The 25,824-nt window shown below is 44.2% G+C and carries 15 protein-coding genes; 10 read left to right on the forward strand and 5 right to left on the reverse strand.

Going from position 1 to position 25,824, the window contains the following annotated elements:
- Positions 1 to 15 precede the first annotated feature (15 nt).
- Both F9K33_00180 and F9K33_00185 read left to right on the forward strand, forming a co-directional pair.
- Positions 16 to 1,125 carry a hypothetical protein gene (locus tag F9K33_00180; GenBank protein ID KAB2881508.1) on the forward strand — a complete coding sequence of 370 codons (1,110 nt, stop codon included), beginning with the start codon at positions 16 to 18 and terminating at the stop codon, positions 1,123 to 1,125.
- Positions 1,126 to 1,171: 46 nt separating this feature from the next.
- The gene (locus F9K33_00185) at positions 1,172 to 1,564 is read left to right on the forward strand and encodes a hypothetical protein (GenBank protein KAB2881509.1); all 393 of its coding nucleotides are present in this window, start codon (positions 1,172 to 1,174) and stop codon (positions 1,562 to 1,564) included.
- 48 nt (positions 1,565 to 1,612) lie between these two features.
- Here F9K33_00185 and F9K33_00190 read toward each other — a convergent pair whose 3' ends face one another.
- Positions 1,613 to 2,971 carry an amino acid permease gene (locus F9K33_00190; protein ID KAB2881510.1) on the reverse strand — a complete coding sequence of 453 codons (1,359 nt, stop codon included), beginning with the start codon at positions 2,969 to 2,971 and terminating at the stop codon, positions 1,613 to 1,615.
- A gap of 241 nt (positions 2,972 to 3,212) precedes the next feature.
- Here F9K33_00190 and F9K33_00195 point away from each other — a divergent pair, with 241 nt between their 5' ends.
- On the forward strand, positions 3,213 to 3,806 hold the full coding sequence (locus F9K33_00195; protein KAB2881511.1) for a BON domain-containing protein: 594 nt from the start codon (positions 3,213 to 3,215) through the stop codon (positions 3,804 to 3,806).
- Between the two features lie 74 nt (positions 3,807 to 3,880).
- On the opposite strand, the gene F9K33_00200 is transcribed toward F9K33_00195, so the two are convergent.
- Positions 3,881 to 4,420 (reverse strand): hypothetical protein, encoded by a 540-nt coding sequence (locus tag F9K33_00200; GenBank protein ID KAB2881512.1) that lies wholly within the window; start codon positions 4,418 to 4,420, stop codon positions 3,881 to 3,883.
- A 389-nt stretch (positions 4,421 to 4,809) separates the two neighbouring features.
- On the opposite strand from F9K33_00200, the gene F9K33_00205 reads away from it, so the two are divergent.
- From F9K33_00205 to F9K33_00225, 5 genes are all read left to right on the forward strand, one after another.
- A complete protein-coding gene (locus F9K33_00205; protein ID KAB2881513.1) occupies positions 4,810 to 5,214 on the forward strand; it encodes a DUF1761 domain-containing protein in 405 nt (134 codons plus the stop codon).
- 32 nt (positions 5,215 to 5,246) lie between these two features.
- Positions 5,247 to 6,167 carry a hypothetical protein gene (locus F9K33_00210; GenBank protein KAB2881514.1) on the forward strand — a complete coding sequence of 307 codons (921 nt, stop codon included), beginning with the start codon at positions 5,247 to 5,249 and terminating at the stop codon, positions 6,165 to 6,167.
- Positions 6,168 to 6,178: 11 nt separating this feature from the next.
- Positions 6,179 to 7,279: an aromatic ring-hydroxylating dioxygenase subunit alpha gene (locus tag F9K33_00215; protein KAB2881515.1), complete on the forward strand. Its 1,101-nt coding sequence runs from the start codon at positions 6,179 to 6,181 to the stop codon at positions 7,277 to 7,279.
- Between the two features lie 229 nt (positions 7,280 to 7,508).
- Positions 7,509 to 9,074 carry a DUF4139 domain-containing protein gene (locus F9K33_00220; protein ID KAB2881516.1) on the forward strand — a complete coding sequence of 522 codons (1,566 nt, stop codon included), beginning with the start codon at positions 7,509 to 7,511 and terminating at the stop codon, positions 9,072 to 9,074.
- Positions 9,075 to 9,192: 118 nt separating this feature from the next.
- Positions 9,193 to 11,247, forward strand: a complete 2,055-nt coding sequence (locus F9K33_00225) for a hypothetical protein (protein KAB2881517.1) — start codon at positions 9,193 to 9,195, stop codon at positions 11,245 to 11,247.
- A gap of 46 nt (positions 11,248 to 11,293) precedes the next feature.
- Here the strand turns inward: F9K33_00225 and F9K33_00230 are convergent, their stop codons facing one another.
- The gene (locus F9K33_00230) at positions 11,294 to 12,778 is read right to left on the reverse strand and encodes a hypothetical protein (protein KAB2881518.1); all 1,485 of its coding nucleotides are present in this window, start codon (positions 12,776 to 12,778) and stop codon (positions 11,294 to 11,296) included.
- A gap of 340 nt (positions 12,779 to 13,118) precedes the next feature.
- Between F9K33_00230 and F9K33_00235 the strand changes: the two genes are divergently transcribed.
- Positions 13,119 to 14,651 carry a hypothetical protein gene (locus F9K33_00235; protein KAB2881519.1) on the forward strand — a complete coding sequence of 511 codons (1,533 nt, stop codon included), beginning with the start codon at positions 13,119 to 13,121 and terminating at the stop codon, positions 14,649 to 14,651.
- A 304-nt stretch (positions 14,652 to 14,955) separates the two neighbouring features.
- On the opposite strand, the gene F9K33_00240 is transcribed toward F9K33_00235, so the two are convergent.
- Together F9K33_00240 and F9K33_00245 are read right to left on the reverse strand one after the other, a co-directional pair.
- A complete protein-coding gene (locus F9K33_00240; protein ID KAB2881520.1) occupies positions 14,956 to 16,008 on the reverse strand; it encodes a response regulator in 1,053 nt (350 codons plus the stop codon).
- Positions 16,009 to 16,044: 36 nt separating this feature from the next.
- Positions 16,045 to 19,389, reverse strand: a complete 3,345-nt coding sequence (locus F9K33_00245; GenBank protein ID KAB2881521.1) for a PAS domain S-box protein — start codon at positions 19,387 to 19,389, stop codon at positions 16,045 to 16,047.
- 1,019 nt (positions 19,390 to 20,408) lie between these two features.
- Between F9K33_00245 and F9K33_00250 the strand changes: the two genes are divergently transcribed.
- Complete coding sequence (locus F9K33_00250) at positions 20,409 to 25,763, forward strand: PAS domain S-box protein (protein KAB2881522.1); 5,355 nt, start codon at positions 20,409 to 20,411, stop codon at positions 25,761 to 25,763.
- Positions 25,764 to 25,824 lie beyond the last annotated feature (61 nt).

Consider the following 25,824-nt stretch of genomic DNA (forward strand, 5'->3'; position numbering starts at 1 on the left):
ATAATAAAGGAACGTATGCAAAAAATTTTTCTGTTTGGCATGATCAAATCTTTTCTATTGGTTTCACTTGTTCATTGCCAGCATGATAACCGCAATCTGGAAAAGTTCGTCAGTTCCATGGCTGGCGACATTGCTAAATCCTACGTTGCGCCGTTAGTATCCGGATTCGGGTCCAGCCTCAATTCAGGTTGGTTTCACCGCACGCCGGCCGCCAAAAAATTTGGTTTTAATCTTGAAATTGGAATTGTCGGTATGGCTACTCCATTTAGCAAAAGAGATAAAACGTTTTCTGCATCAAGTACAACGAGACTGGATTCCACCCAGGCCGCGGCCATCACGAGCTTCATTTACGCCAACCCTGCTTTTAATGGCCTGACTGCGGAACAATTGTATGCGATTCAGCAACAACTAATCCAGCAAATCACAGCATCCGCGGTGGGCATTCGCGCGACGGGAGCGACTGCCGCCGGAAGTGAAACCGACAGCCTTCGACTAAGGTACGCAGGCGCAGATGTTACGTATTTGGATCCACGAGATAATCAAACGCATACGATCTCCCTGTCTACCAGCGGGCTTCAGGCCACATTGCCCGTTACGGGACTTGGCCTTCCGCTTGTTGGCCTCGCGGCTTTTCAAATAACCGTCGGAACGGTTTACGGAACTCAATTCACTTTTCGTTTTCTGCCGCCCAGAAAATCCGATAAAGAAATCGGTAACTTTAATTATTTTGGATGGGGCTTTCAGCATAATCCGGCCATTTGGAGCGAGAAGAAGTTGCCCGTGGACTTGTCGATCGCGATGTTTACACAAACGATGAGACAGGGAAACTTTTTTGAAATGAGAGCCAGCGCGATCGGATTCACGGCAGGTAAACAGTATGGCAAACGCTTGCTAAATTTCAGTCCTTATGCAGGCCTGATGTTTGAAAAATCGTACATGAAATTTACCTACGACTATTTAGATGCAGCGGGTCAGAGCGAACGTATCAGCATAAAACTGAACGGCGAAAACCAGATACGATTTACTGTTGGCGCAAGCATGCGAATCCTTATTGGTAATTTGAATGTGGACTACAGTTTTGCTCAATTCAGCGCATACAGCGCCGGACTAACATTTGCATTATAAATTTTTAAACCCGTTTTCATTACATCAGAAAAAAAAGGATCATACCATGAGAATTACTCTCGCATCAGTCATCATGCTAACCGTGCTGTCGAGCATGCCCGTTATGACTCAGGACAAGAAGGAACCGGCGGTCGGTGAAATGAAACAGTATTTTTTTGTAATGCTGAAAAGGGGGCCGAATCGCGGGCAAGATACCGTCACGTCAAAGAAACTACAGGAAGGCCACATGGGAAATATCGAACGTATGGCTAATGAAGGCAAACTCGCTATTGCCGGTCCCTTTGGTGATAACGGCGACTGGCGGGGAATTTTTATATTTGACATGAAAACCATGGAAGACGTTAAAAAAGAAGTTGAGCAAGATCCGGCAATTCAGGCAGGACGGCTCTCCTATGAAATTCATCCCTGGTGGGCAGAGCGCGGTGTAAAGTTACCTTAAGAAGAATTCAGGTCAATATAATATTACTAAATGTCACGGGCACGCATTTCATTTCTCGTCAAACGGCCACCATTGCCTGATTTTCGCCGTAATCATGTAGGCCAATATTCCCAGACCTGTTACGATTAGTCCTGAAACGGCAAATTGCCATCCCGTGGAAATAAAGATAAGAAACCAGATCACTACAACGAGGATAACCGGCAACGGATAAAGAAACATTTTGAAAGGTAAATGCATCGTACCGTTTCGTTTGCGCAGCATGATCACCCCGATCGCCTGCCCGATGAACTGAACCATGATTCGCATAGCCAGAATGGCCGTAATGACGTCGGATAGTTTAAATAGCAGGCTGAATACAAAGGCCGTCGCGCCGAGCCCCAACAACGAGACGTAAGGAAAATTTTTTGTCGGGTGCAGTTTTGCAAAAACACTGAAAAATCGTCCGTCCACCGCCGCCGCGTAAGGAATACGCGAATATCCGAGCATGACAGAAAACAGGGAAGCAAAAGCCACCCATAGTACGAACACCGTAACCAACATCGCAGCCGCCGGGCCGTAGATAGTTTCAATAAAAGTGCTGACAATAAAATCCGAATGCTGCGCATCCTGCCACGGAATGACGCTGACCACGCTGATATTCATCGCAAGATAAAGTACCGCGATACCGAAAACAGAAATAAAAATGCTGCGCGGAATATTTTTTCCCGGGTCTTTGATTTCTCCTCCGAGATGGCACACATTATAGTATCCGAGATAACTGTAAATCGTTTTAACCGACGCCTGTCCGAGCGCAACAAAGAACGTCGTGTTCATTATCACCGACGGATCGTCAGGAATAAAATCATTGTGAATGGTCCCGTGAGACACCCCGCCCCAGATGATCCATCCCATCGTGATAAGTACGCCGCTCCAGAGCAATACGCTTATCCGGCCAATGCTTTCGATTCGACGGTACAGCAAAAGCGTAAGAACAATTACTACTCCGCCCGAGACACACTTTTGTCCAATCGAGCCCATTCCGGGAAAGAGATAACCGAAATACAACGAAAACCCTATCGAGCCTGACGCTATAACCAGCGGCGCCTGAAAAAGCGTTTGCCATACGAGCAGAAATGACAACAATCTCCCCCATGAATTTTCACCATACGCTTCCTTAAGAAAATTGTAGCTCCCGCCGGCCTTTGGATTGGCTGCGCCGAGTTCCGCCCAAATCATGCCGTCGATCAGCGAGATCACCGCTCCGGCGATCCACGCGAGGAGAAAATAAGGGCCACCCATGATCTGAATTACAAGAGACAGTACCACAAATGGGCCAATGCCGACCATGTCGATCATATTGATGGCCGTTGCTTGTATCAGCCCTAGTTCGCGTCTCAGTTTGGGTTTTTCAGCTGCGCCGCTATTCATCTGATTTTTTTCAAATTTTCGTGTCAAAAATATTGAACAAATTTGTTGACATTACATTGGTTGTTGTGTATAATAATTTAAACACCGTGTTCGGCAGCTGGTCATGTTACAAAAAACAAAGGCGTGTGATCGGAATCTTCTGAAATTCGCCAGGGATGCTAAACTAATTCTTTTGTAAAAAATCAATTACAGATCGGACGAATGTCCGGTCACAAAGTAAACTAACCAAAGGAGAAAAACTATGAAAAAGCTTGTGAGATCACTTCTATTGACCTCCGTGCTATCCGCCGCAGCCGGTTTTACAGTTTTCCTTTATTCGCAAAACATGGATCAAAACAAAATCGTTCTCGTGAACGAGAAAAATTCTGTCGCTGACATTCTTGTTGAAGTCAACGTTACCGATATACAGCTTGCAGAAGAGGTTAACGCCAAAATCAAAGATTTTGTTTTCTATGGCATTTACGACTACGTAACGGCGGATGCGGTGAACGGCACGGTGATCCTAAACGGATGGACACATGAAATGTGGATCGCCGATGTTCTTGTAAAGAAACTCTCTAAAATTGATGGCGTGAAGAATATCGACAATCGATTGCAGCGGGCATCCGGGTCAGAGGAATTGGCTCGCCGTGCCGTCAGAGCGATTTACAGCGACGGGATGTTTGAAAAATATTCCTTTGGCGCTTATCCGCCCATTCATGTCGTGGTCAATAATAATGGGATCATTTTGGCAGGAACGGTTTCGAGTGCGGTCGAGCGCGAGCGCGCCGCATATCTTGTGGATTTTAAAACCAATGCGTTAACTATCAACAACCAATTGGAACTTAGTAAATAGAGACAGTAAGAAAGAAAAAGAAAAACCCCGTTCATGTATACGAACGGGGTTTTTATAAAAAAAAGAGCCGAAAATTACTTCTTCGCCGTCATCATTGCAGTCAATTCGGCATGAATAGCATCATCTTTATCCAAGGCTTCTTTTGCTGCCATAAGATCATCTTTTGCTAATGCTTCTTTAGCTGCAGCTACAGCCGCTTCGCATTCTTTAACCATGCCTTCTTTTTTCATCATCTTAACCTTTGCCATCATCGCTTTGTCTTTGCCCATAGCCGCATGACCTTCTTCAGCCTTGGCAAGACGAGCCGTTAAATCTGCTTTCATAGCTTCCTGAGCGGCCGGAGCAGCTTTCGCAGCGGCGTCAAACGCTTTGGCAGCTTCCATATAAGCTTTTTTGGCTTTATCCCATTCTTTAGCTTTGACGGCCGTTTCGCCTGCAGTCATTGAAGCGGTGGCGGCATCATACTGATCTTTGACATACATGGCGGCATTCGCGCCATCAGCCGCAGTCTTAGCTGCTTTGGCTTTGTTGATATCTTCCGTCGGCGGGCCGCCGCATCCGATCAAAACCATAAGCGCTAACGCTGTTGATCCGAGAACAATTCTTCTTAACATAAATCCTCCGTTTTTCCGACAAGGTTACCAAACACAAAAATCTACCTTATCGAATGGGTTTTTTGTTACTGTGTTTAGGGTTAAGCGTATATTACAACTTCTAGAATTGATATGCAACAAATTTGAAAAGTTAATCGTATCATTTCCACGCATCAAGAATCATAAACCTCTCTTGACAATCTTCATGATTATAATTATTCTTTTTTATCATATCATTTCCATTCATATTCTTGAGCTAATTCCTTCTTACAAGGAATCGCGGCAGTTTAATCTTGAATGACTTATTCAATTCATTTAAAATATCTTTTCCCCCTTTTTACAGTCGCATTATATTGTTCCTTTTTGAATTTCTCAATTGAAAATCCTTATTAATCAAAAGGAGAGTAATCATGGATTTATCACAAATCAATTATGCGGCAGTAGTTGCTGCCGCATTGTCGGCATTTGTAATTGGCGGTATCTGGTATTCACCGATGTTGTTTGCCAAAGGGTGGATGGCTGAGAATGGATTTACGGAAGAAAGTCTGAAAGGCGGCAATATGGCCATGATATTCGGAGGTTCATTTGTTCTGTCGCTCATAATGTCGTTTAATCTGGCCGCATTTCTCGCCGGTCCCGCCGATCTCGTATGGGGTATCACAGCCGGTGCGCTCGCCGGAATCGGGTGGGTCTCTTTCTCGATCGGTATTACCTATCTTTTCGAAAGAAAATCAATGAAACTTTTCCTGATCAACGCGGGATACCATGCAGTGACGTTTATGGTCATGGGCGCTATTTTAGGTGTGTGGAAATAAAGTGCGCGTTTTATTTACACAAAGGTAATGATATGAGACTTTATCTTACTCTTGCCGCCATGACCGTTTTGATTTTGCCGTCCTGTACACTCACCGAACTTGCCGACGTCAAGATCGCCTATAACGTAAAGTATGCGGATTCTACCGACAACTATGAGATATTCATAATGAACCCGGACGGCAGCGGCAAAAAGAACATCTCGAATCATCCGGGTATCGACTGGGTTTATTATGCCTACGGAAATAAATTATATTTCGTCTCGGATCGCGACACCACATACCGGAAATATTTCCTGTACGAAATGGATTCTGACGGCCAAAACGTTCGTCGGCTCACTCCTTTTCTCGTAAAAGATTCCTGGTTCGGAACCCGAAAGAACGGTAAAGAATGGGTCGTGGCGTCACGTAAGGACGGCGCGCACCGTTTTTATATTATCGACGAGAACGGAAATGAACTGCGTTCGCTCGGACACGATACGTGCAGGATCAATGACCCCGTATTTTCTCCCGATGAAAAACAGATCGTTTTCAGATCCAACAAAACCGGCATCGACGAACTTTGGATCATGAACGACAACGGAACGGATCCGCGTCAGATCACGTTTTATCCGAAAGAAGATACGACCGCGCCGTGGCATGCCTACCACGCCGGTCCGCCGGTTTGGCGACCCCGCCATAACGAAATCTCATTTCAATCGAAACAAAAAAGCAATTACAGCATTTTCACCATTAGGCCTGACGGAAGCGGGCTGAAGCAAATCACCACGAATGAAGCCAACGAAGGTTGGCATTCATGGTCCCCTGACGGTGAGTGGCTCACTTTCGACCGTTCTGATTCTGAAGACAAAGATTTTGATATTTATATCATGAAATACGACGGCACCGGCCTGAAAAAATTGACCAACGAATTCAAGCGCGAACAAAGCCCGGTCTTTGTCAGGATAAATCCTTAAAAGAAAGACCCGTGACCAATCCGAACAAACTTCCTGATTTTTCAGACGACATTCTACGGACAGAACCGCTTGAGCGTTCCGAGACCATTCCGTCTACCTGGTATACTGCGCCGGAAATTTTGAATTTAGAAAATGAATGCATCTTCTCGGAATGCTGGCAATACGCCGGTCATCTTGCACAAGTTAAAAACCCGGGCGATTATTTTTTGACGACGGTTGCCGACAATCCCGTGGTGGTCGTTCGGGATAAAGACCATGTTCTGCGCGCATTTTATAACGTATGCCGCCATCGAGGCGGGCCGCTCGCTACAGAGGACGGTAATTGTAAAGTATTTCAATGTCAATACCACGGCTGGACGTATCTGCTCGACGGTTCGCTTCGAGGCGTTCCGGATTTTGACCGGGTGGAATTGTTTGACAAAAAAGATTACGGACTTACTTCGATTTCCGTGGATGTGTGGGAAGGATTGATCTTTGTAAACCTTTCGAATTCACCTCCCAAATTACATTCGTTTTTTGACGGCATCCCCGAACGCATCGCGCCGATTCGCCTCTCGGAAAAAAAATTCTACAAACGCGTTGAGTACCGCGTTCAATGCAACTGGAAAGTATATGTAGATAATTATCTCGAAGGGTATCATCTGCCATTCGTTCATCCCGAACTGTGTAAGATGCTCGATTACTCACAGTACGTTACCGAGGTGTTTCCGCACTATTCGTTGCAGTTCAGCCCATTTACCGATCAGAACAACGTGTATCAAAACAATGGCGGGCAAGCCTTTTACTACTGTGTTTTCCCGAATTTCATGCTGAATATCCTGCCCGGGCGACTTCAGACCAATACGATCATTCCCATCACCCACAATAGTACGTGCGTGGTCTTCGATTATTTTTATGACGATATATCCTCGCAAAAAGCGCTGCAGATCGCAGAAGAAGACCTGCGTTACAGCGACCTCATTCAGGCTGAAGATATTGAGATATGCGAACACGTCCAAAAAGGCCTCGCTTCCAAGGCTTATCACCGTGGGCGTTTTTCCGTAAAACGTGAACTTGGCGTTTATCATTTCCAAAGCCTGCTCAAAGAAACATTCAGAAAATTTCTGCAATAGAGACTCAGCATCTTTCTTTATAATGCTGAATCTCGAAACAATCGGCGGCGCGAGCAAAGTTTCTTGGATGCCGGCATGACCATTAACGCGAAGTGTCCATCACGGCAAAAAAACAGGGCCCGATTTCGAAATAACGTTATTGTTTTAATTTAAAAACTTGTTTCACGTGAAGAGATATGTTACTTTTAATCATTCCAAAATAAATTTTCAAAACCGATGAGGTGCCGCCATGAAACATGTAGTGATGCTTTTCCTTTTGCTGTATGCAACCGGGGCCGCTGCGCAGATCAACGACCCTTCCATTAAAATCACCAAAATGGATGTTTTTAAGAATGGAAGCTCATTCGTTGTATGTGAGGGAAAAATTTCTCTCTCTCAAGGCGTGGGAACTATCCGCGGAATTCCGGATGCCGCGTTCGGAACTCTGTGGGTTGCGCCGATTGAAAAGGGGATTCAGATAGATGAATTAAAAGCCGTTCGCGAGAAAAGGGCCGTCAAGAGAAATGCGGAAAGTCTGTTAGACATGCTTAAGGCCAATACCGGTAAAAAAGTCGTCTGGCAGCATCGTTCAGAAAAGGTCTTGTCCACAACGGCAATACTGGAAAACGTTACCGGCACAGACGAAAGGATTTTAGTTACTCTAAAAAATGCAAATCAAACAATCACGGCGCAGGTTTCTGCTTATTATGATTTTTTTGAATTTCCAGAAGGATTCAATAATCAGATCGACGATACGACTCAAACGACTTCTCTGCAGATCAAAACTAACTCCACAATGTCCGAAGCAACATTTCAGATGGTTTATTTTCAATCCGGTATTGGATGGACGCCATCGTATCGCATTGAACTTATGGATGACAAAACTGCCCAGCTGTTATTGTCGGCCTCCCTCATCAATGATTCTCAGAATCTGACCAATACGCGTCTCAACCTGGTGGTCGGATTTCCGCATTTTATTTACAGCGACATCGAATCGCCGCTCACCATGCGGCAGACTCTATCCCAATTTCTGCAATCGCTATCAGGCGCGGATAATCCTTATACACAACGATATGCGAGCCCGCTGGCAAACCAGTCCGTCATGTATGAGCGTTCCATTAACATGTATGCCGAAACTGATTTTGGAAATTTTAAGTCGCTTGAGGGCGTCGCCGAGGAGGATCTTTTCTTTTACGATCTCGCTAAAGTCACATTGCGCAAAGGCGAACGAGGACAATATAACATCTTCTCTGCATCCGTACCCTACGCGCATATTTTCGAGGTGAATCTTCCAAATGCGCTCAGCAGCGACGGATATGCCGTTGAAAAGAAGGAACCTTATCAGGTTTGGCATTCCGTTAAATTAGAAAACAGGTCTTCGCAGCCGTGGACAACAGGGAGTGCGATTACATTTCAGAACGGAAAACCTCTAGGCCAGGATATTCTCAGATATACGGCTGTCAAATCTTTTACAACCGTAAAAATCACGCAGTCGCCTGACCTGCGCGTGACGGAGGAAGAAAAAGAAACTACGCGAAAAGAGGAAGTGCGTAAGAAAGACGGTTACTACTATGATCTCGTAACTATTACGGGAGAGATCGTGATCAATAATTATAAAAATAAAGATGCCCGTATTATTGTAACGCGTCCCATTACGGGTAAGATCATCACTGCGGAATACCAACCAAAAATTACTCAACCGGCCATGATGCGTAATGCGCTTAACTTGGAAAATAACCTGGAGTGGGATGTATCGGTAAAGGCAGGCGACGAGAAAAAAATAACCTACACGTATGAAATTTTTCTGAGGCGATAAACCGTTATTAACTTTTACCGGTCATTTTGTTTAGAAATAAATATCAGAATAAACACCGTGATTATTCTGAGAAGGGAAAGTGTTTTTGCGTCAAATAATCATACTGGCAATCTTTATTATGATCGGATCCTGTAAAAAGGGCGATAATCCGAACCGGACAACCCACCGCGTTGCTTATAAGATCGTAGTACCGGATTCACTTATTCGAATTAAAAATGATCTGAAAAAATTTTATGAACGGTGGAATGCAAGGCAGGATCTGCCTTTTACGTTTTCAGATTCGGCTGAACATGTCTTACGTATCAATGACAGCGCGGAGTATCATAATACTTATTTCCAGCTCATCCATGATACGATAAAGTATAAAGACGAACGCCTGCCGTTACAGTCAACCTTAATTGCCGTCAAGGCCAATGGACATATTCAGATCGTTACCCATAGTTCCGTTCGGATGTGGTTTTTGCTTGAGGCCTTGTTCGAGCTATTTGAAAACTACGCCGATCGACCTGAAGCGGTCTTGATTCACTCCGGAAGGCAAATAGTTCTCAAATCCTACAAAACCGACTCAGGCTGGATTGATGATCTCAATGTCTTTGCAACCCGCCGCCAATATGAACGGCAGGCTGCAATGGAAGAAACGTTTTTCAGTTTCAGCGGAGGCAAGATGCCGTATGATTCCACTAAAATGAATGCGGCCTTGTCTCATTATCCATCGCGCTTTGTAAAGAAGTTTCGCCCCGCCATTTTCGTTTATCCTGATTACGAAACTAAGTCGCAGATCTTCAGTAATGTCATGGAGCATTCGTATGACCTTGCGAAAAATCAAATTCATATAGTGGATTGCTCGTTGACCCGTCTGCGGTTTACTGAAATTGTCTCCGTTTACTTTGCTTCGCAAATCTACGGAAGCGCCATGCCCCGTTTGACCGAAGGACTTGGGATTTTTTATGCGAATACGTATTTTGGGAAACCTTTTTCATGGTGGAATTCAAAGCGGCCTTTACTGAACTTGATAGATAAAACCAATCTTCTTTCAAAACCCGCAGAAAATGAAAACGCGTTTTTGTATACCTATCTTGCGGTTTTGTTCTGGTCGGAAAACCGCAAAAGCATCGAACTTGTTTTCAAATCTCCCGACGCCTATATCCAAAATTTTAGCCTCGATGTAACCGCGGACAAGATTTTTGACCGGAAAATAGATTCTATCCCGTATTTCAAAGGCTTCTCCTATGCGCATTCCAATGGCGTTACAACCGGTTACATGTCCAAACAATCCAAAGAATCGTTGAAAGCGTTACGTGAAATCGGCACCGATGCCGTTTCCATTACGCCGTTCGGATACGCCAAAAACGAAAACGAAAGCTCGGTCTATTTCGTTCTGGATAATACGTGGGACGAGACGTTGGCTTCGCTTTTCAAGGCAAATGAAGATGCGCAGGCTCTTGGAATGCATGTTATGATGAAACCCCATATCTGGCTTGGCAACGGCAAATGGTGCGGCGAGATTCGAATCGCCGATGAAAGAGAATTGAAAAAATGGGAAAATGCGTATTGTCAGTTTATTACTTATCACGGGTTGATAGCGGAACTCGCCGGGATGCAAAGCTTATGCGTTGCCGTAGAATTACCGCATATGTTTCACCACACTGATATGTGGCGCAGAATTATCCGATGCGCACGCGTCGCTTTCAGCGGGCCGCTGACGTACGGCGCAAATTGGATGGACGAATACGAAGGCATCGTTTTTTGGGATGACCTTGATTTTATTGGTATCCAGAGTTATTTCCCATTATCCAAATCGAAAAGCGAGTCAGCGTCAGGCATACGCGCCCATGCAAAAGCATTGTCGTCTATACTTTCTCAATTTTCAAATAAATGGAACCGGCCGATCGTTTTTACCGAAGCGGGATTCCCGAGTATCGAATACGGACTTATGAATCCGCACCAGGAAGATTTTTCGCAAAACAAATCCGAAGAAACTCAGTCGATGGGCTACTCTGTATTATTTGAGGAGTTTTCAAGACAACCGTGGTTCAAAGGATTTTATTGGTGGAAATGGGAAAGCGGGAATTCTTCCAGGCGACGCTCGGATAAATCATTTCATATTCGCGGAAAAAAAACAGAACAGATAGTCAAACAATATTACCTGAACCGGGTTGGAGCAAAAAAATAATCTATGCCCTAAGTTATTTTTCTACGCAGTCAGAAATGCTTGAATATTACCCGACTATTCGCCTCGCAATCTCTTCCTGGGCCAATTGACCCGAACTAAAAGTACAGACAAAATTTTTCAGGTTTTTTAGGCCGTCTCCTATGTATGGGTTACCGCAGGAAATGAGAAGATGCTCTTTATTTTGAAACAAAGATTCCAACACGTTTTTAATTACATCAGGCAATTGATATTTTTTCTGCCACGCCATCGGCTTCACGTCCGTGATAACAACTACTCTTCTAAATTCTGACAAATCCGGAATCGCCGCCATTTCGTCCGACCATACTGATGCTACTATTTTCATATCGTTTGTTTTCTTTTCTAAATCTTTGAAACTGTTTCGATCGGTTTGTATTAACCAGATAACAGCATTTTCAGTAGAAAGCGTACGTGGCCATATTCCCTTTTTTGTTACAAAACATTGTTGCGTAATATGATGGGCAAACTGCACATGTTCATGATTTCCAACGATCTTCAGCGCGTTGGAACCGTCGGTATATCGATGCTCGAACAATCCCCATTTCTTTTTGGCGAACAATATCCTTTCGACCGATTTATCCAAACGTGCAGATGCTTCAGAATTATTTTCCACCATGCGGCGGACGATCCCGCATGCGTTTTCTGTACTGACGGGAATCAGCATTTGATCAACGCCCGCATCGAAAACTTTAGTAACCGCTTCTTCTTCAGAAAACTGATCTGTTATCGCGCCCATCATCATTGCGTCCGTGATAATAAGCCCTTCGTATTTCCACTGATTGCGAATCAGGCCGGTCGTTATATTTTTCGACATCGTTGCGGGCAAGCCCGAAGCATCCAGCGAGGGAACGGCTATGTGCCCGATCATAAGGGCGTCAACTCCCGCATCCATGGCGCGCCGAAACGGAAGAAATGCTAATTGCTCCAGCCTTGATAAAGAATGAGGTAGTCTGGGTAATTCCCGGTGGGAGTCCACCTGCGTATCCCCGTGGCCCGGAAAATGTTTAGCCGTTGCCAGCATACCGTTTTCCTGCAATCCTTTAATGTACGCCAATCCGCAGGATGTGACCGTTTCCGCATCTTCACCGAAGGAACGAATATTGATGATGGGGTTGTCGCGGTTATTATTGATATCCAGAACCGGGCTGAAGTTTTGGTGAATGCCGACGGCGCGTGATTCGATTGCGGTGATTTTAGCAACATCATAAATGAGTTGAACCGAATTCTTTTTAGCCGCTTCGGCAAGACCCATGAAGTACGGAAAACTGGTCGCGCCTTTGACCTGCTGACCCAAACCTCGTTCCAGATCGGCAGAAAAAAGAATCGGCTGTTGACTTATACTCTGAAGGCGATTGAGCGAATGGATTACTTGTTCCATATCGCCGCCAAAAACAATAAAACTCCCGATGTGAAACTCTCTGATCAGATCTTCTGCCTGCATTAGATCAAATTCCGGATCATTAAAATCCAATCGCGGGATTACAAGTTGTCCTATTTTTTCGTCTAAATTCATACCCTTATTTTTCGTGCTTATCCGGTTTACTCACATTCAAGAGAAAACAAGTCAGCCTGAACTAGTCGAAGGCTGATTTTACTCTAATACTTTGTCATGGTTCGACAAGCTTGTCCTGAGCCCTGCCGAAGGGCTCATCATGACGTAAGTGAGCCAACGGGATAAACGTGTTTTTTTATTTCATTCCAATATAATAAAATAATTTCGATGAAACACTTTAGGTTTTTTTTGAATGAATGCACACAACGGCTTCACACCTTGCCTTTGATTCCGGAAAACTTTATTTTTTCGACCGACGATTTTCAATTATGAATTTATATTTACCTATTTCAACGCCGCTATGAAGAATATTTTTGAGAAACCTGAAAAGATTATAAACAACTGGGCATTAATCCTGCCTTTGTTATTCTTTCTTTATGTCGCTGCGTTATTCGGTACCACCGCGATCTTGCAAGACGGGTTGTTCGAGCGGGACGGATATTACCACGCAAGATTCGCGCAGATGATGCCTGAGCGCGGCCTGGATAGGTCATTTCCATGGACACAACTCAGCACCTGGCGGGATAATTTTTGCGACAAAGAGTTTTTGTATCATCTCGCGATGATGCCGTTCGCGCAGATAGGGAATGATCCAATTTTTGGAGCGCGTTTATTTGCGCTTCTACTGTCGATATCTGTTCTCGTAACTTTATTCATGTTGCTTCGCGCGCATCATTGCCGGTGGCCGCTGCTTTTTACAGCAATACCGCTCGCGGCAGGTGGGCTTTTCATAGCGCGATTAGGGATGATTCGCTCTCATGTCTTGAGCATGGCGCTTCTGATGATTGGAATTCATTTTCTTCTTAAAGAAAAATGGCGCGCGCTTTTTATTCTCGGATTTGTGTATGCGTGGAGCTACACCATGCCGTTTGTTCTGCTTATGACTGCAGTGCCTTTTGTAATTGGAAAATGGATCGGAAAAGGCGGTTTCGACTGGAAATTACCGTTGGCCGCAGGAGCCGGTTCGATACTCGGGCTTGTAATTCATCCCTATTCGCCGCTAACGCTTGAAACGTTTCTTACCTATTTACAGGTTTTCAGTATTGGGATGCAGGGAACCGGCTTTTCAGGATTCGAACTCGGAAATGAGATCTATCCTTATTCCTTGCCGGTATTTTTCAATATCTATCCGTTCGTTCTTATTTTTGTTCCGGCGCTCATGGCGTTCGTGATTTTTCGCTGGGAAAAATTCACGGCTGCAACAGCAGGTATCGTATTCTCCGCGTTATTTTGGCTGGGTATGACGGCCGCATCTCCCCGGTTTGTAGAATATTCTGTTCTGATGCTCGCTATAACCTCTGCATTAGTCGTACGCGAAACAATTTCCGTGAGCCCACCAACTGCGTCTTCATTCCTGAATAAGCCTCAACTACGAAAAACAATAGCTATCCTGTCGATTGCTGTGCTTGTCGGATTTCATATCCGCTCAATGAATTTCTACATCCATTATCAAAGTAAAGCTGCGCCACAGCGGTATTTCAAAAATGCGTCTCAATGGATGACACGGCATTTGGAATCGGGAGAAACGGTTATCAACTTGTTCTGGGATGATTTTCCGGATCTTTTTTACGACGGCGCGCGGCAGCGATATATCTGGGGGCTCGATCCGACGTATTCGATACGCGAAGATCCTGAGAAAGCAGCGCTTCTGGAACGGTTTCGGCGGCACGAACTTTTTCTCGACGGCTCCACGCTATCACGCCAATTTAATTCCCGCTATCTCATTCTTCGCGCGAAGCGTGAAGGCGGTTTCCCGGAACTGGCATTCCCTCCATTCCGTAAAGTCTATGGCGATAGTTCAGCTGTGATATATCTTATAACTGAAATCAGATAAAAACATTTTCAAGTGACGGCCGGCCTGGGGCTGATTGTTTCATCATTCAAAAAAAAACAAATGAAATACATCGGGATTTGCTGACGGAAGTCTTTTCAGAAAGTTCGACTTTTCGATTATGGAATTCAGAGACTATTTCGGTTTCTAAATTGACTTCACTAAAACCATACTGCAACCCAAATGTTTGATCTTTTCAATAACAGTATTGATTAAGAAGCCAAGGTTCATTTCCCTTTGTGAGCCAACCGGTTAAGCAGGTTTTATAAATATTCACAAGAAAAAATTACCGGAATTGCATCTACATTCAATCCATCTCACTCATTTTTTGGTTGGAATATTTCGCTTGAATTTGGCTGATCTGGGGTAGAATGGTTTTAAAATTTTGGACAAGAAACGGATCAAAGTGTTTTCCGCTTTGCCTGTCTAATTCTTCAATAGCCTGTTCCGTCGTCCATGCTTTTTTGTAGGCGCGTTCGGATGTCAAAGCGTCAAATACATCCGCGATGGCGCAAATACGCGCAGCCAGAGGAATCTTGTCTCCACTTAGCCCTTTGGGATAACCTGTACCGTCATATTTCTCATGATGCCCGATAGCAATATCGGCAGCCATTTGCATGATCCTGGACGTACTGTTTTGCATGATCTCATAGCCCGTCAAGGTATGAAGTTTCATCAACGCATATTCGTACTGATCCAGTTTTTCCGATTTGTACAAAATATTATCCGGCGTCCCGACCTTTCCTATATCGTGCATCGAAGACGCCACGAAAATAAGTTCCTGATCTTCGCTTGGCAGGTTGATTTTTTTTGCAAGTTCTTTGCTGTACAACGCGACCCGCATAACGTGCACACCCGTCTCAGGACTTCGGTATTCTGCCGCGCGCGAAAGCCGGAAGATAGCCTCGCGCTCTTTTTCAATAATGTCTTTAGTCACGCGGCGCACTTCCGCATCCAGCCAGTCGGCGCGATTCACGAGTTGTTTTTGGCTTTGCCGGATCGACAACATATTTCGTGTCCTCGCAATGAGTTCGGATTTATCGATCGGCTTGTTGAGAAAATCGCTGGCGCCCATTTCTAACGCTTTATACCTGACTTTCTTGTCATCGTCCGCTGTGATCATGACAATCGGCGTTTCGTTTTTCCCCGGTAGTTTTCTGAATGCTTCGATGAACTCCAAACCGTTCATGTCCGGCATCATATAATCGACAAAAACAAGATCCGGGTCCTCATTGGTACACCAATCCATGGCCTTAAGAGGATTAAGATAACTGACGGGTTCGCATTGAAATGATTTACTCAGAATATTTTCAAGAACCTTAACATTGATTTCGCAGTCGTCGATAATAAGAATCTTCATGACACACTTCCCTTCTGATGCGTGTAACGACGTGAACTAAGCAGCTTCGACCGGCTCAAAAAAATGGTTTTCGAGCATGAGTTGTTTTAGATGAAAACATGTTTCTTCATAGACAATGCCAATCCGATGAATCAGGACGGCAATCTCTTTAGGCCGATGATGCGCTTGAATTTTTTCCAGCGATTGGCACGCTTCTACCATAGCGACCGCGCCAATATTTGCGCTGATGCCTTTCAACGTGTGCGCAATTTTTCGAAATCCGGACAATTCACCTACATGTGCGTAATCTTTGATTTCGCCTAGTAAGGTCTCCGCCTGGTCAATGTACATATCTGCCAGTTCTTTAAAAAAGTCGGCCGTGACGCCGATATCTCTGAGTTGATCGAGATCGACGATCGGTTTTACCGCTGTAGTTTTAGGTTTTTCGGGCGCCATGTTTCCTCCCCATTCAATTAGTTTAGATTGAATTTGTTTAATGTTAATTGGTTTTGTAATAAAGTCATTCATGCCTGCATTTATACATTGATCGCGGTCCTCTTTCATTGCGTTCGCCGTCATAGCGATAATACGGGGCCTGTCTTCCTGGCTATATGCCTTTACGATCTGACGCGTCGCTTCGAGCCCGTCCATTTCCGGCATCTGCACATCCATAAAAATTAGGTCGTACGTTTTCTGACGAAGCGCGGCGAGCACTTTTAAACCGTTATCGGCGACGTCAACCTGGTATCCCATTTTTTGAAATGCCAGGACGGCTAGTTTTTGATTGATCGCATTATCTTCCGCCAGCAAAATCTTCAATGGCAATCGTTCAGAGAGTTGTGCATCGAGCGTACTTTCAAATATCTGTTTCTCTTTTTTGGAACCTGCAAAAACATGTTTGACTGTTTCTTTCAACTGATTAAGTTTGACGGGCTTGGAAATAAACGCCGAAAATACATTTGCCGGATAATTTTCGGGTTTAGCCCGATTGCCGAGCGAACTAAGCATCAGCAAAGGCAAAGTTTCTATGTTTCGCATTTCGCGGATCGCCAGCCCTAATTCCAAACCATCCATTTCAGGCATATGCATATCGATAATACCAAGATCAAAAAGTTGCCCGTGCCCGATCCAGTTCAACGCTTCCAATGGGCTTTCCGTGGCAATAGGAGCCATACCCATCCGCACGCATTGGGCTAATAATATTTGTCGGTTCGTCTCATTGTCATCCACGATCAAAACCCGTTTATCCTTAAATTCAGAAGGTATAGTTTCTTCTTTGAGACGATTCTCTTGATCTACCCCAACTTTTATGGTGAAGCTGAATGTCGAACCGACGCCTTCCACGCTGTCCACCCAAATTCTTCCGCCCATCATCGTAACTAATTTCTCCGATATAGCCAGGCCTAAACCTGTTCCGCCATATTTGCGTGTTGTGGAAGAATCCACCTGCGAAAAAGATTTAAACAAACGATCTATTTTTTCGGTTGGAATTCCGATACCGGTATCTTTCACCTTGAAAATCAGTTCCGCGTCGTCTTTACACACCGCGCTGTCGTCTCCGTTGCTCATTTGAACGGAGATGTATACTTCGCCCGTTTCAGTGAACTTGAGCGAATTATTGGTGAGATTCATCAGTATTTGTTTGATCCGGGATTCATCTCCGATTAAAGCGCTCGGTACTGCTGAATCTATGGAATAGATCAATTCAATCTTTTTTTCTGCGGCTTTCGATGAAAATATATCCAGGGTAGTTTCAAGACATTCGGTCAGATCAAACGCTCGTTTTTCAAACTCCATTTTTCCGGATTCAATTTTTGAATAATCCAAGATGTCATTGAGTACGGTGAGAAGCGAGTCGCCGCTGACCTGTATGGTTTCTACAAAGTCCCTTTGTTCCGGCGTAAGATCGGTATCCAACAACAGTTCCGTCATACCGATGACGCCATTCATCGGCGTGCGAATCTCGTGACTCATCGTAGCAAGGAAATCCGATTTTGCGCGCATAGCGGATTCGGCCTCTTCCCTTGCGGCGATCAATGCTTTTTGGGCAATTTTCTGTTCCGTAATGTCATCTTTTACTGCGACATAGTTGCGGATCCTGCCGTCCGAACCTTTGATGGCAGAGATCGATGCTATTTCCCAATACGTTTCGCCATTTTTCTTTTTGTTTTGAAATTCGCCGCGCCACCTTCCTCCGGCCGTAATGGTTTCCCAAAGCTTTTTATATTCAGATACGGAAGTGTGCCCGGATTTCAATATTGACGGTTTCTGTCCTATCGCTTCCAATGCAGAAAATCCGGTAATCTCCGTGAACCACGGATTTACATATTCGATACGGCCTTGGGTGTCAGTAATGACCACCGAAACAGGGCTTTGCTCGATCGCAGCAGATAGCTGACGAATCTTGTCCTCCGCCGATTTACGATCGGAGATATCACGCATGATGCCGGTAAAAAACTGCCCTTCCGATGTTTTCCATTCAGATAATGAAAATTCTATTGGGAACATTTTATTGTCATTTCGTAATCCCCGCACTTCCGTCGTTTTACCCATGACATACTCTACACCACCTATGTCCCTCAGTCTTGATCCTGACCTCTTATCTGCTTGAAATTCATTAGGAATGATCTGGACTAACGACTTGCCTACAATTTCTGTTTCCTTATAACCGAATACTCTTTCTGCGCCACGATTCCACCCGACGATGTATCCCGAACTATTTACCGTAACAATTGCATCATTAGCTGATTGTGAAATGGCCCGGAATCGTTCCTCGCTTTGTTGGAGAGCTTCTTTTGCCTTCATTTGTTCAGTTATATCCCTATAAATTCCATAAACGCCGATTTGACTTCCTTCGACATGGACCGGAGTTCCCAGAATTGAAACATACACCGGCGATCCGTTTTTGTGACGACGTACCGATTCTAGGCTTGCCCTATTGCCTGCTGCTACATTTTGGCTGATACCCCTCGCATTTCCTGATAATTCTTCCGGCACGATCAAGCTGTTAATATCCCGGCCTATCGCTTCTTGATCTTCATAGCCGAACATCCGTGTGAATTCACCGTTAATTCTCATGACGCGGTCTTCATTATCAACTATGACTATCGCTTCAGGCGCATTTTCAATGAGTTCTTCGAGATACGCTTTCTGAACTTTGTAATCATCCACTGCCTGAATACGCTCTGCCATTTGTTGATTGAGCGGTCGGAATGAGAAATAATATAATAGACTTGATACGATGAGCGAAGTTAACGTGGCATCAACCAATGTCGGGATTTGAATTCCCAAATGCGGATAGGATTCTATCCAATACATTACAAGGAACTCGGTTACGAAAATGATAAGGCCCGCTATGGCCAAAAGTTGTTTGGACGACAAGCGTGTGGTTTTATTTTCCATTACATAACTCCGATTATGAGTATCCAACTGATTATTTGTGTTTGTATTTTCATAATATCAATTTTGATATGATAATTCTGTCAGTATGTATATCAAAAAGCGTGCTAAATTTATTATAAAGCATAACTCTATAAATTATAAATACTTAAAATGCTATTATGGAGAGTAAATTAAGGGAAAATGTAGATGCATAGGTAATTTTACCATAGATTTGAGGTTATCAGTTTCTTTAGACTGCCCACAGTAAGCAGGTGAATAGTTAATCCTCCCTTGCTACAATGTCATTCTTAAAGAATCTTTTTTAATTAAAGGAGAGACTTCATGCGGAAAATAAAAAAAAATAGTGCGTGGCTCTCACTTTTTCTCAGGAACAAAAAGGATTCTTACAGAATGACATACCGGGAACTTACCGCGCCAAATTAACATGGTACCGAACCGCTATGATGCTGAGTCAGGTTGGGTTACAATGTCATTCTTCAAGAATCTTTCTTAATTAAAGGAGAGACACGATACAGCAGGTAAAAAGAATGGCCACGCGGAATTAAAGGATTCATACTGATAGAAATGGAACTAAAAAAATTCAGGAAAATTATTCACGAACGAAAAAAAAGCAGCAAATCCTCTTACATCCGTCCGCTCCTGTGTCATCTGTGTTCTATTTTCCCACCATCTGCTAAGTAGACGCTTTTTCTCAGGAAAAAAAAGATTCTTACATAACGGAAGATACTCCCAAAATCAACATCGAATCGGATTACAAAACAGTCACGACTATGTACAGATATTAGTTGCTTTCACACCATTCTTAAATTATATTTCATTGTTGTCTTCTTGGGAGGGAAAGACGGTTCTTATGCGTTATAAAATCATCTATCGAAAATAGCGTCAGCAAAATTTAATCGGTCGTTTCAGGGCGCCTGATCGCATACCTATAGTCATTTTTTCGCCAATAAATTCGTTTTTCTGCAGGCAAGACAAACCGTGTTGAGCAAAAAACAATTATTTTCATTTCAGGGGGTACTATGATATCAAAAGATCAAAGGGAAAAACGATTCAGGTATATGCTGATTACCCTGTTTGTGGTACTTAGCGCGGGAATTATTGCGGGCAGTATTTTATTTTATCGGGGCCAACGGGATATTATGACAATTAATCAAACTCGCGAATTATTATCGATTGCGGAACTGAAGGCCCGGCAAATTTCAGATTATCGAAAAGAGAGGTATTCTGAGGCTAATTTTTTATTTGGCAATCAATCTTTTATCGCCGCGGTAAAGGCTTATCATTCGAACCCCCAATTAAAGGTAAACAAAGACGTCCTTGAAGATTGGCTATTGCCCATTCAAAAGAACCATAATTATGAAAACATCTCCATCATCGACACAAATGGGAATATTTTTTATTCCATAGGCAATGACAATTCGGTCGATTATAAACACCGCAAAGATGCCTTTAATATCTTGAAAGAAAATAAGATCCGATTTGGCGACTTGCATTTGCATGAAAAAGACAGCTCCGTCCATTTAGAGGTTTTCGTGCCGTTAATTTTGACTACATCTATATCTGTAGAAAAAGTCGGCGTGGTAAGTTTTTCGATCAATCCACACACCGGGTTATTTGACTTGATACAGTCTTGGCCTGTGGAAAGCCCAACCGGCGAAGTTCTACTTGTAAAAAAAGAAGGAGATCATGTTGTATTTCAAAACGAATTGCGATTTATGAGAAATACTGCATTGAGACTGAAATTTCCGCTTACTGATACTAGGCTTCCGGCTGCACATGCGGTTCAAGGAGAAACAGGAGTCATGACCGGCTTGGATTACAGAGGCCACGAAGTCATGGCCGCCATGAAACACGTCCCGGATTCCGATTGGTATATCGTAGCCAAAAAAGATACCGAACGTATTAATCAGCCGCTGACTACGAAGGCAACGCTCATTTTTGCATTGATGGCCGCATTACTAGCCGCTGCAGGAACCGCCTTTTTTATCGTGTGGCGCGCAGAAAAAATGAAAAAACTGAAAATCGAAATTCAATCCGTGGATGCGGTGAAAAGACTCAACCGAGTGTATCAGGTATTAAGTAATGTCAATCAAGCGATAGTTCGAATAAGCGACCGCGATAAACTTCTAAATGAAATTTGCCGCATTGCCGGCGACGACGGCGGGTTTCGCTTGTGCTGGGTAGGTTTTGTTAATGAAAAGACAGGGCTTATCGAGCCTTTTTCAAAAGCGGGAGCCGCAAGCAGCTATCTTAAATATATTACGGTTTCCACCAACGGGAGTATACCTGCCGGCCAAGGGCCGGTTGGCAAAGCTTTTCAAACCGGTAAACCCGTTGTCTTCAATAATATTTGGACCCAGTTTCAATTAGCTCCCTGGAAAGAAAATGCGATAAAGTATCGTCTTAGATCGGTAGCAGCGCTTCCGTTGAACGGATCATCGGGCCCTATCGGCGCGATCGGCTTCTATTCCGACCAATTTAATTTTTTCACAACCGATGAAGTGAAGCTTCTGGAAGAACTTTCTGCGGATCTTTCCTACGCACTTTTAAATATTGAACGTGAAGAAAGAAGTAAAATTTCCGAACAAGCCCTGCTGGAAAGCGAAGACCGGTACCGGGATTTAGTGGAGAACAGCCTCGACATCATATGTACGCATGATATGAACGGGAAAATCTTATCGGTGAATAAACGCGGGGCTCAATTACTGGATTATGCTCAAGACGACCTGCTCCAAAAGAATTTGCGGGACATTCTTGTCCCGGAAATACGTAAAGAATTTGACGTATACCTTTCGGAAATCAAACAACATGGATCGGCTCGAGGCACTATGCTGGTTGAAACTGCTTCCGGGAAGAAACGAGAGTGGGAATATTACAATACGCTTCGTAAGGATGGAGTTTCTTCCCCGATCGTTCGCGGCACGGCGCAGGACATAACGGAACGAAAAAGGGCTGAGACGGCCTTGCGTGAAAGTGAGAACATTTTCAAAAAATTATTTGAAGAGTCAACCGATCCTATTCTGCTGTTGGATGATACCGGGTTCATAGATTTTAATAACTCTGCCGTCTCGATACTGGGATACAACTCAAAAGAAGAATTATTTAATAAAAAGCCGTGGGAACTTTCGCCCGAAAAACAGCCGGACGGACGGCTTTCATCTGAAAAGGCAGTGGCGATGATCGAAATGGCGTTATCAAATGGGTTCAATCGTTTTGAATGGGTACATATAAAGTCAGACGGCACAGAATTTCCAGTTGAGGTCATGCTGACGTCTATTATGATAAAAGGCAAGCAGTCCTACTATACGGTCTGGCGCGACATCAGCGAGCGTAAACGGGCGGAGAGCGCGTTAGTTCTTCAAAGTTCTGCTCTCAATGCGGCAGCAAGCGGCATTGTTATTACCAATTCCGGCGGCGTAATTGAATGGGTGAACAAGGCGTTTTCTTCTCTCACGGGATACTCACCCGATGAGGCTGTCGGTAAAAATCCGCGTGATCTAGTTAAGTCCGGCTCTCATGACCATGCCTTTTACAAGCATATGTGGGATACGATACTTGACGGAAAAGTCTGGAACGGTGAGATTACCAATCGACGAAAAGACGGAACTTTGTATATCGAAGAACAGATCATTACACCGGTGAAAAACGAACAAGGAAAAATCACGCATTTCATTGCCGTCAAACAGGACGTCACTGAACGTAAAAAGGGTGAAGAAGCCTTGCGGAAAAGCAATGAACGATTCGTGCTGATATCACGGGCCACTAATGACGCCGTTTGGGATTGGGATATCACCACAGACAAAACCTGGTGGAATGATCGCTTTTATTCATTGTTTGGTTTTACGTACGACAAAGAGCATACAAGTCTTAAATCATGGGCTGCGAAAATTCATCCCGATGACCGTGAGAGAGTTCTGGAACATTTTCGGAACGCACTAAACGGTATTAGCCAGGGATGGGCCGATGAATTTCGCTATCAGTTTGCCGACGGTTCCTACGGTTTTATCTACGATCGCGCATTTATTATCAGAGATGATAGCGGCAAAGCGTTGCGCATGATCGGCTCCATGATTGACATGACTAATTTCAAAAAGTCTGAACAGCAATTACAGCAAAGCGAGAACCGGCTTCGCGCTATCGTCGAGGCAGAACCGGAATGCGTCAAAACCATGGCATCGGACGGAACCATACTGAGCATGAATGCCGCCGGCCTTCGTATGATCGGGGCGGAAAGCGCCGATCAAGTGGTTGGCAAGCCTATCTATGGGCTTATAGCTCCTGAGTATGCTGAGGCCTTCAAAAAACTAATGCAAAGAGTTTTTGAGGGACGGACGGGCTCTTTGCAATTTAGACTCACCGGTCTGACAGGAGCCAACAGATGGTTAGACACTCATGCAGTCCCGTTACGCGATGAAAAAGGAAACATCACAACTCTGTTAGGCGTTACACGCGATATTACGGAACAGAAAAAGGCACTTGAGGCCCTGAGGGAAAATGAAGCGAAATTGAAAGTCATTTTGGAATCAACCGCAGACGGCATTTTAGCCATCGATACTAAAGGTGCGGTGATCATGGCCAATCCCCGATTTTTTGAGTTGTGGCGAATCCCTTATGCAATTCAGAAATCCGGAGCTGATCAAGTTCTTTTGGATTTTGTATTGGAACAGTTGACTGATCCTGAAGCATTTCTTAGTAAGGTGAAGATGCTGTATGACTCAAATGACACTAGTTTGGATACGTTGAATTTCAAAGACGGCCGTGTTTTTGAAAGGCTCAGTGCTCCCCTATTGTCAGGCACGACCAGCCTTGGACGGCTTTGGTCATTTCGTGATATCAGTGAACGCAAAAGGTCTATGGAGGCCTTACTTGCATCAGAGGAAAAGTATAAATCGTTTTTTGACGACGATCTTACCGGTGATTTTATTTCCACGCCGGACGGGAAACTTTTGGCATGCAACCCCGCTTTCGCAAAAATGTTCGGCTACGATACCGTTGACGAAGCGTTGAAAATGGACGTTCACTCGCTGTATTCAGATAAGAAAGCACGCGAAAATATGATTGTACGCTTAAAACGGGAAAAACGACTTGAGTATTTTACTTCTGAACTGATTCGCAAAGACGGAAAAAAGATTTATGTTATCGAAAATATGATAGGAACATTTAATAAGAAGGGTGAATTGACTGAGATCAAAGGATATCTTTTTGACGACACCCGGCGGCGAAGCCTTGAAACCCAATTGATACAAGCCCAGAAGATGGAGAGCTTGGGAACTTTAGCCGGCGGCATCGCGCACGATTTTAATAATATCCTCGCCATCATCATGGGACATACCAGCATGATCCGGAGAAAATCCGGCAGTGATGAGCACCTCATTCAGAACGCCGAAACCATTACCAAGGCTACGCAGCGAGGAGCGAGTCTGGTCAAACAACTTCTGACCTTCGCCAGAAAAACCGATGCCGTTTTGGAGTCGATCCTGATTCAGGATACCGTAAATGAAATACGGCGTTTTATTGAACAGACTTTCCCAAAGACCGTTACAATAACAACCGAATTCGAAAAAGATCTTCCCCCGATCCTTGCCGACGGGACGCAAATTCATCAGGTACTGCTAAACCTGACTATCAATGCGCGCGATGCCATGCCGCATGGAGGAGCTTTGTCAATCACCGCACACCGTATTACCAAGACACCGCGCCATGATAAATTTGGCAAAGTGAGCGCCTCGGAATATATCCATGTTAAAGTATCCGACACCGGTACCGGGATGGATGAAGAAACGAAAAACCGAATCTTCGAACCTTTTTTTACGACGAAAGGAAGGGAACGCGGCACGGGATTGGGACTGGCAACGGTTTACGGGATTGTGGAATCGCATCACGGCATCATAGACGTTGAAAGCGAGATCGGCAAAGGATCGACTTTTAATTTATTCTTTCCCATTCAGCAAAGCTTTATTCAGCATGAGATAGATAACGGAATCGTTGAAGAGATTTCTGGGGGCGATGAAACGGTCCTCGTTGTAGACGACGAAGAATCCATGCGTTATTTTCTGGAGTCTATTCTTGCGGAGAAAGGATACCATATATTATCCGCCGCAGACGGGCAGGCCGCGCTAGACATGTTTACGAAACATAACAAGGAAATTGACCTTATTCTTACTGATTTAGGACTGCCGAAGATGAACGGCGAAGAATTAGTTACAGGTATTATAAAAACAAACCCAAACGTAAAGATCATCGTTGCCAGCGGTTTTTTTGAGAACAAACTCAAAGCGACTTTGGCTAAAGCGGGCGTCAAAGAATTCGTGCAAAAACCGTATTCCCCCGATGAAATTTTGAAGAAGGTGCGAGAGGTGCTCGATTTGAAATGAATTTGGAAGCGGTTCGATGTTGATCAGAGCGGATAAATTAACTGACTCGGCAAGTTTCGGG

The sequence above is a fragment of the bacterium genome (assembly GCA_008933615.1).
GTDB lineage: Bacteria > CLD3 > CLD3 > SB21 > SB21 > SB21.

What these genes read in the sequence shown, in the direction of transcription:
- F9K33_00225 (KAB2881517.1), top strand. Translation starts at nt 9,193, where the DNA reads ATGATCGGATCCTGTAAAAAGGGCGATAATCCGAACCGGACAACCCAC.
- F9K33_00240 (KAB2881520.1), bottom strand. Translation starts at nt 16,008, where the DNA reads ATGAAGATTCTTATTATCGACGACTGCGAAATCAATGTTAAGGTTCTT.
- F9K33_00190 (KAB2881510.1), bottom strand. Translation starts at nt 2,971, where the DNA reads ATGAATAGCGGCGCAGCTGAAAAACCCAAACTGAGACGCGAACTAGGG.
- F9K33_00220 (KAB2881516.1), top strand. Translation starts at nt 7,509, where the DNA reads ATGAAACATGTAGTGATGCTTTTCCTTTTGCTGTATGCAACCGGGGCC.
- F9K33_00205 (KAB2881513.1), top strand. Translation starts at nt 4,810, where the DNA reads ATGGATTTATCACAAATCAATTATGCGGCAGTAGTTGCTGCCGCATTG.
- F9K33_00185 (KAB2881509.1), top strand. Translation starts at nt 1,172, where the DNA reads ATGAGAATTACTCTCGCATCAGTCATCATGCTAACCGTGCTGTCGAGC.
- F9K33_00230 (KAB2881518.1), bottom strand. Translation starts at nt 12,778, where the DNA reads ATGAATTTAGACGAAAAAATAGGACAACTTGTAATCCCGCGATTGGAT.
- F9K33_00195 (KAB2881511.1), top strand. Translation starts at nt 3,213, where the DNA reads ATGAAAAAGCTTGTGAGATCACTTCTATTGACCTCCGTGCTATCCGCC.
- F9K33_00245 (KAB2881521.1), bottom strand. Translation starts at nt 19,389, where the DNA reads ATGGAAAATAAAACCACACGCTTGTCGTCCAAACAACTTTTGGCCATA.
- F9K33_00200 (KAB2881512.1), bottom strand. Translation starts at nt 4,420, where the DNA reads ATGTTAAGAAGAATTGTTCTCGGATCAACAGCGTTAGCGCTTATGGTT.
- F9K33_00235 (KAB2881519.1), top strand. Translation starts at nt 13,119, where the DNA reads ATGAAGAATATTTTTGAGAAACCTGAAAAGATTATAAACAACTGGGCA.
- F9K33_00180 (KAB2881508.1), top strand. Translation starts at nt 16, where the DNA reads ATGCAAAAAATTTTTCTGTTTGGCATGATCAAATCTTTTCTATTGGTT.
- F9K33_00210 (KAB2881514.1), top strand. Translation starts at nt 5,247, where the DNA reads ATGAGACTTTATCTTACTCTTGCCGCCATGACCGTTTTGATTTTGCCG.
- F9K33_00250 (KAB2881522.1), top strand. Translation starts at nt 20,409, where the DNA reads ATGATATCAAAAGATCAAAGGGAAAAACGATTCAGGTATATGCTGATT.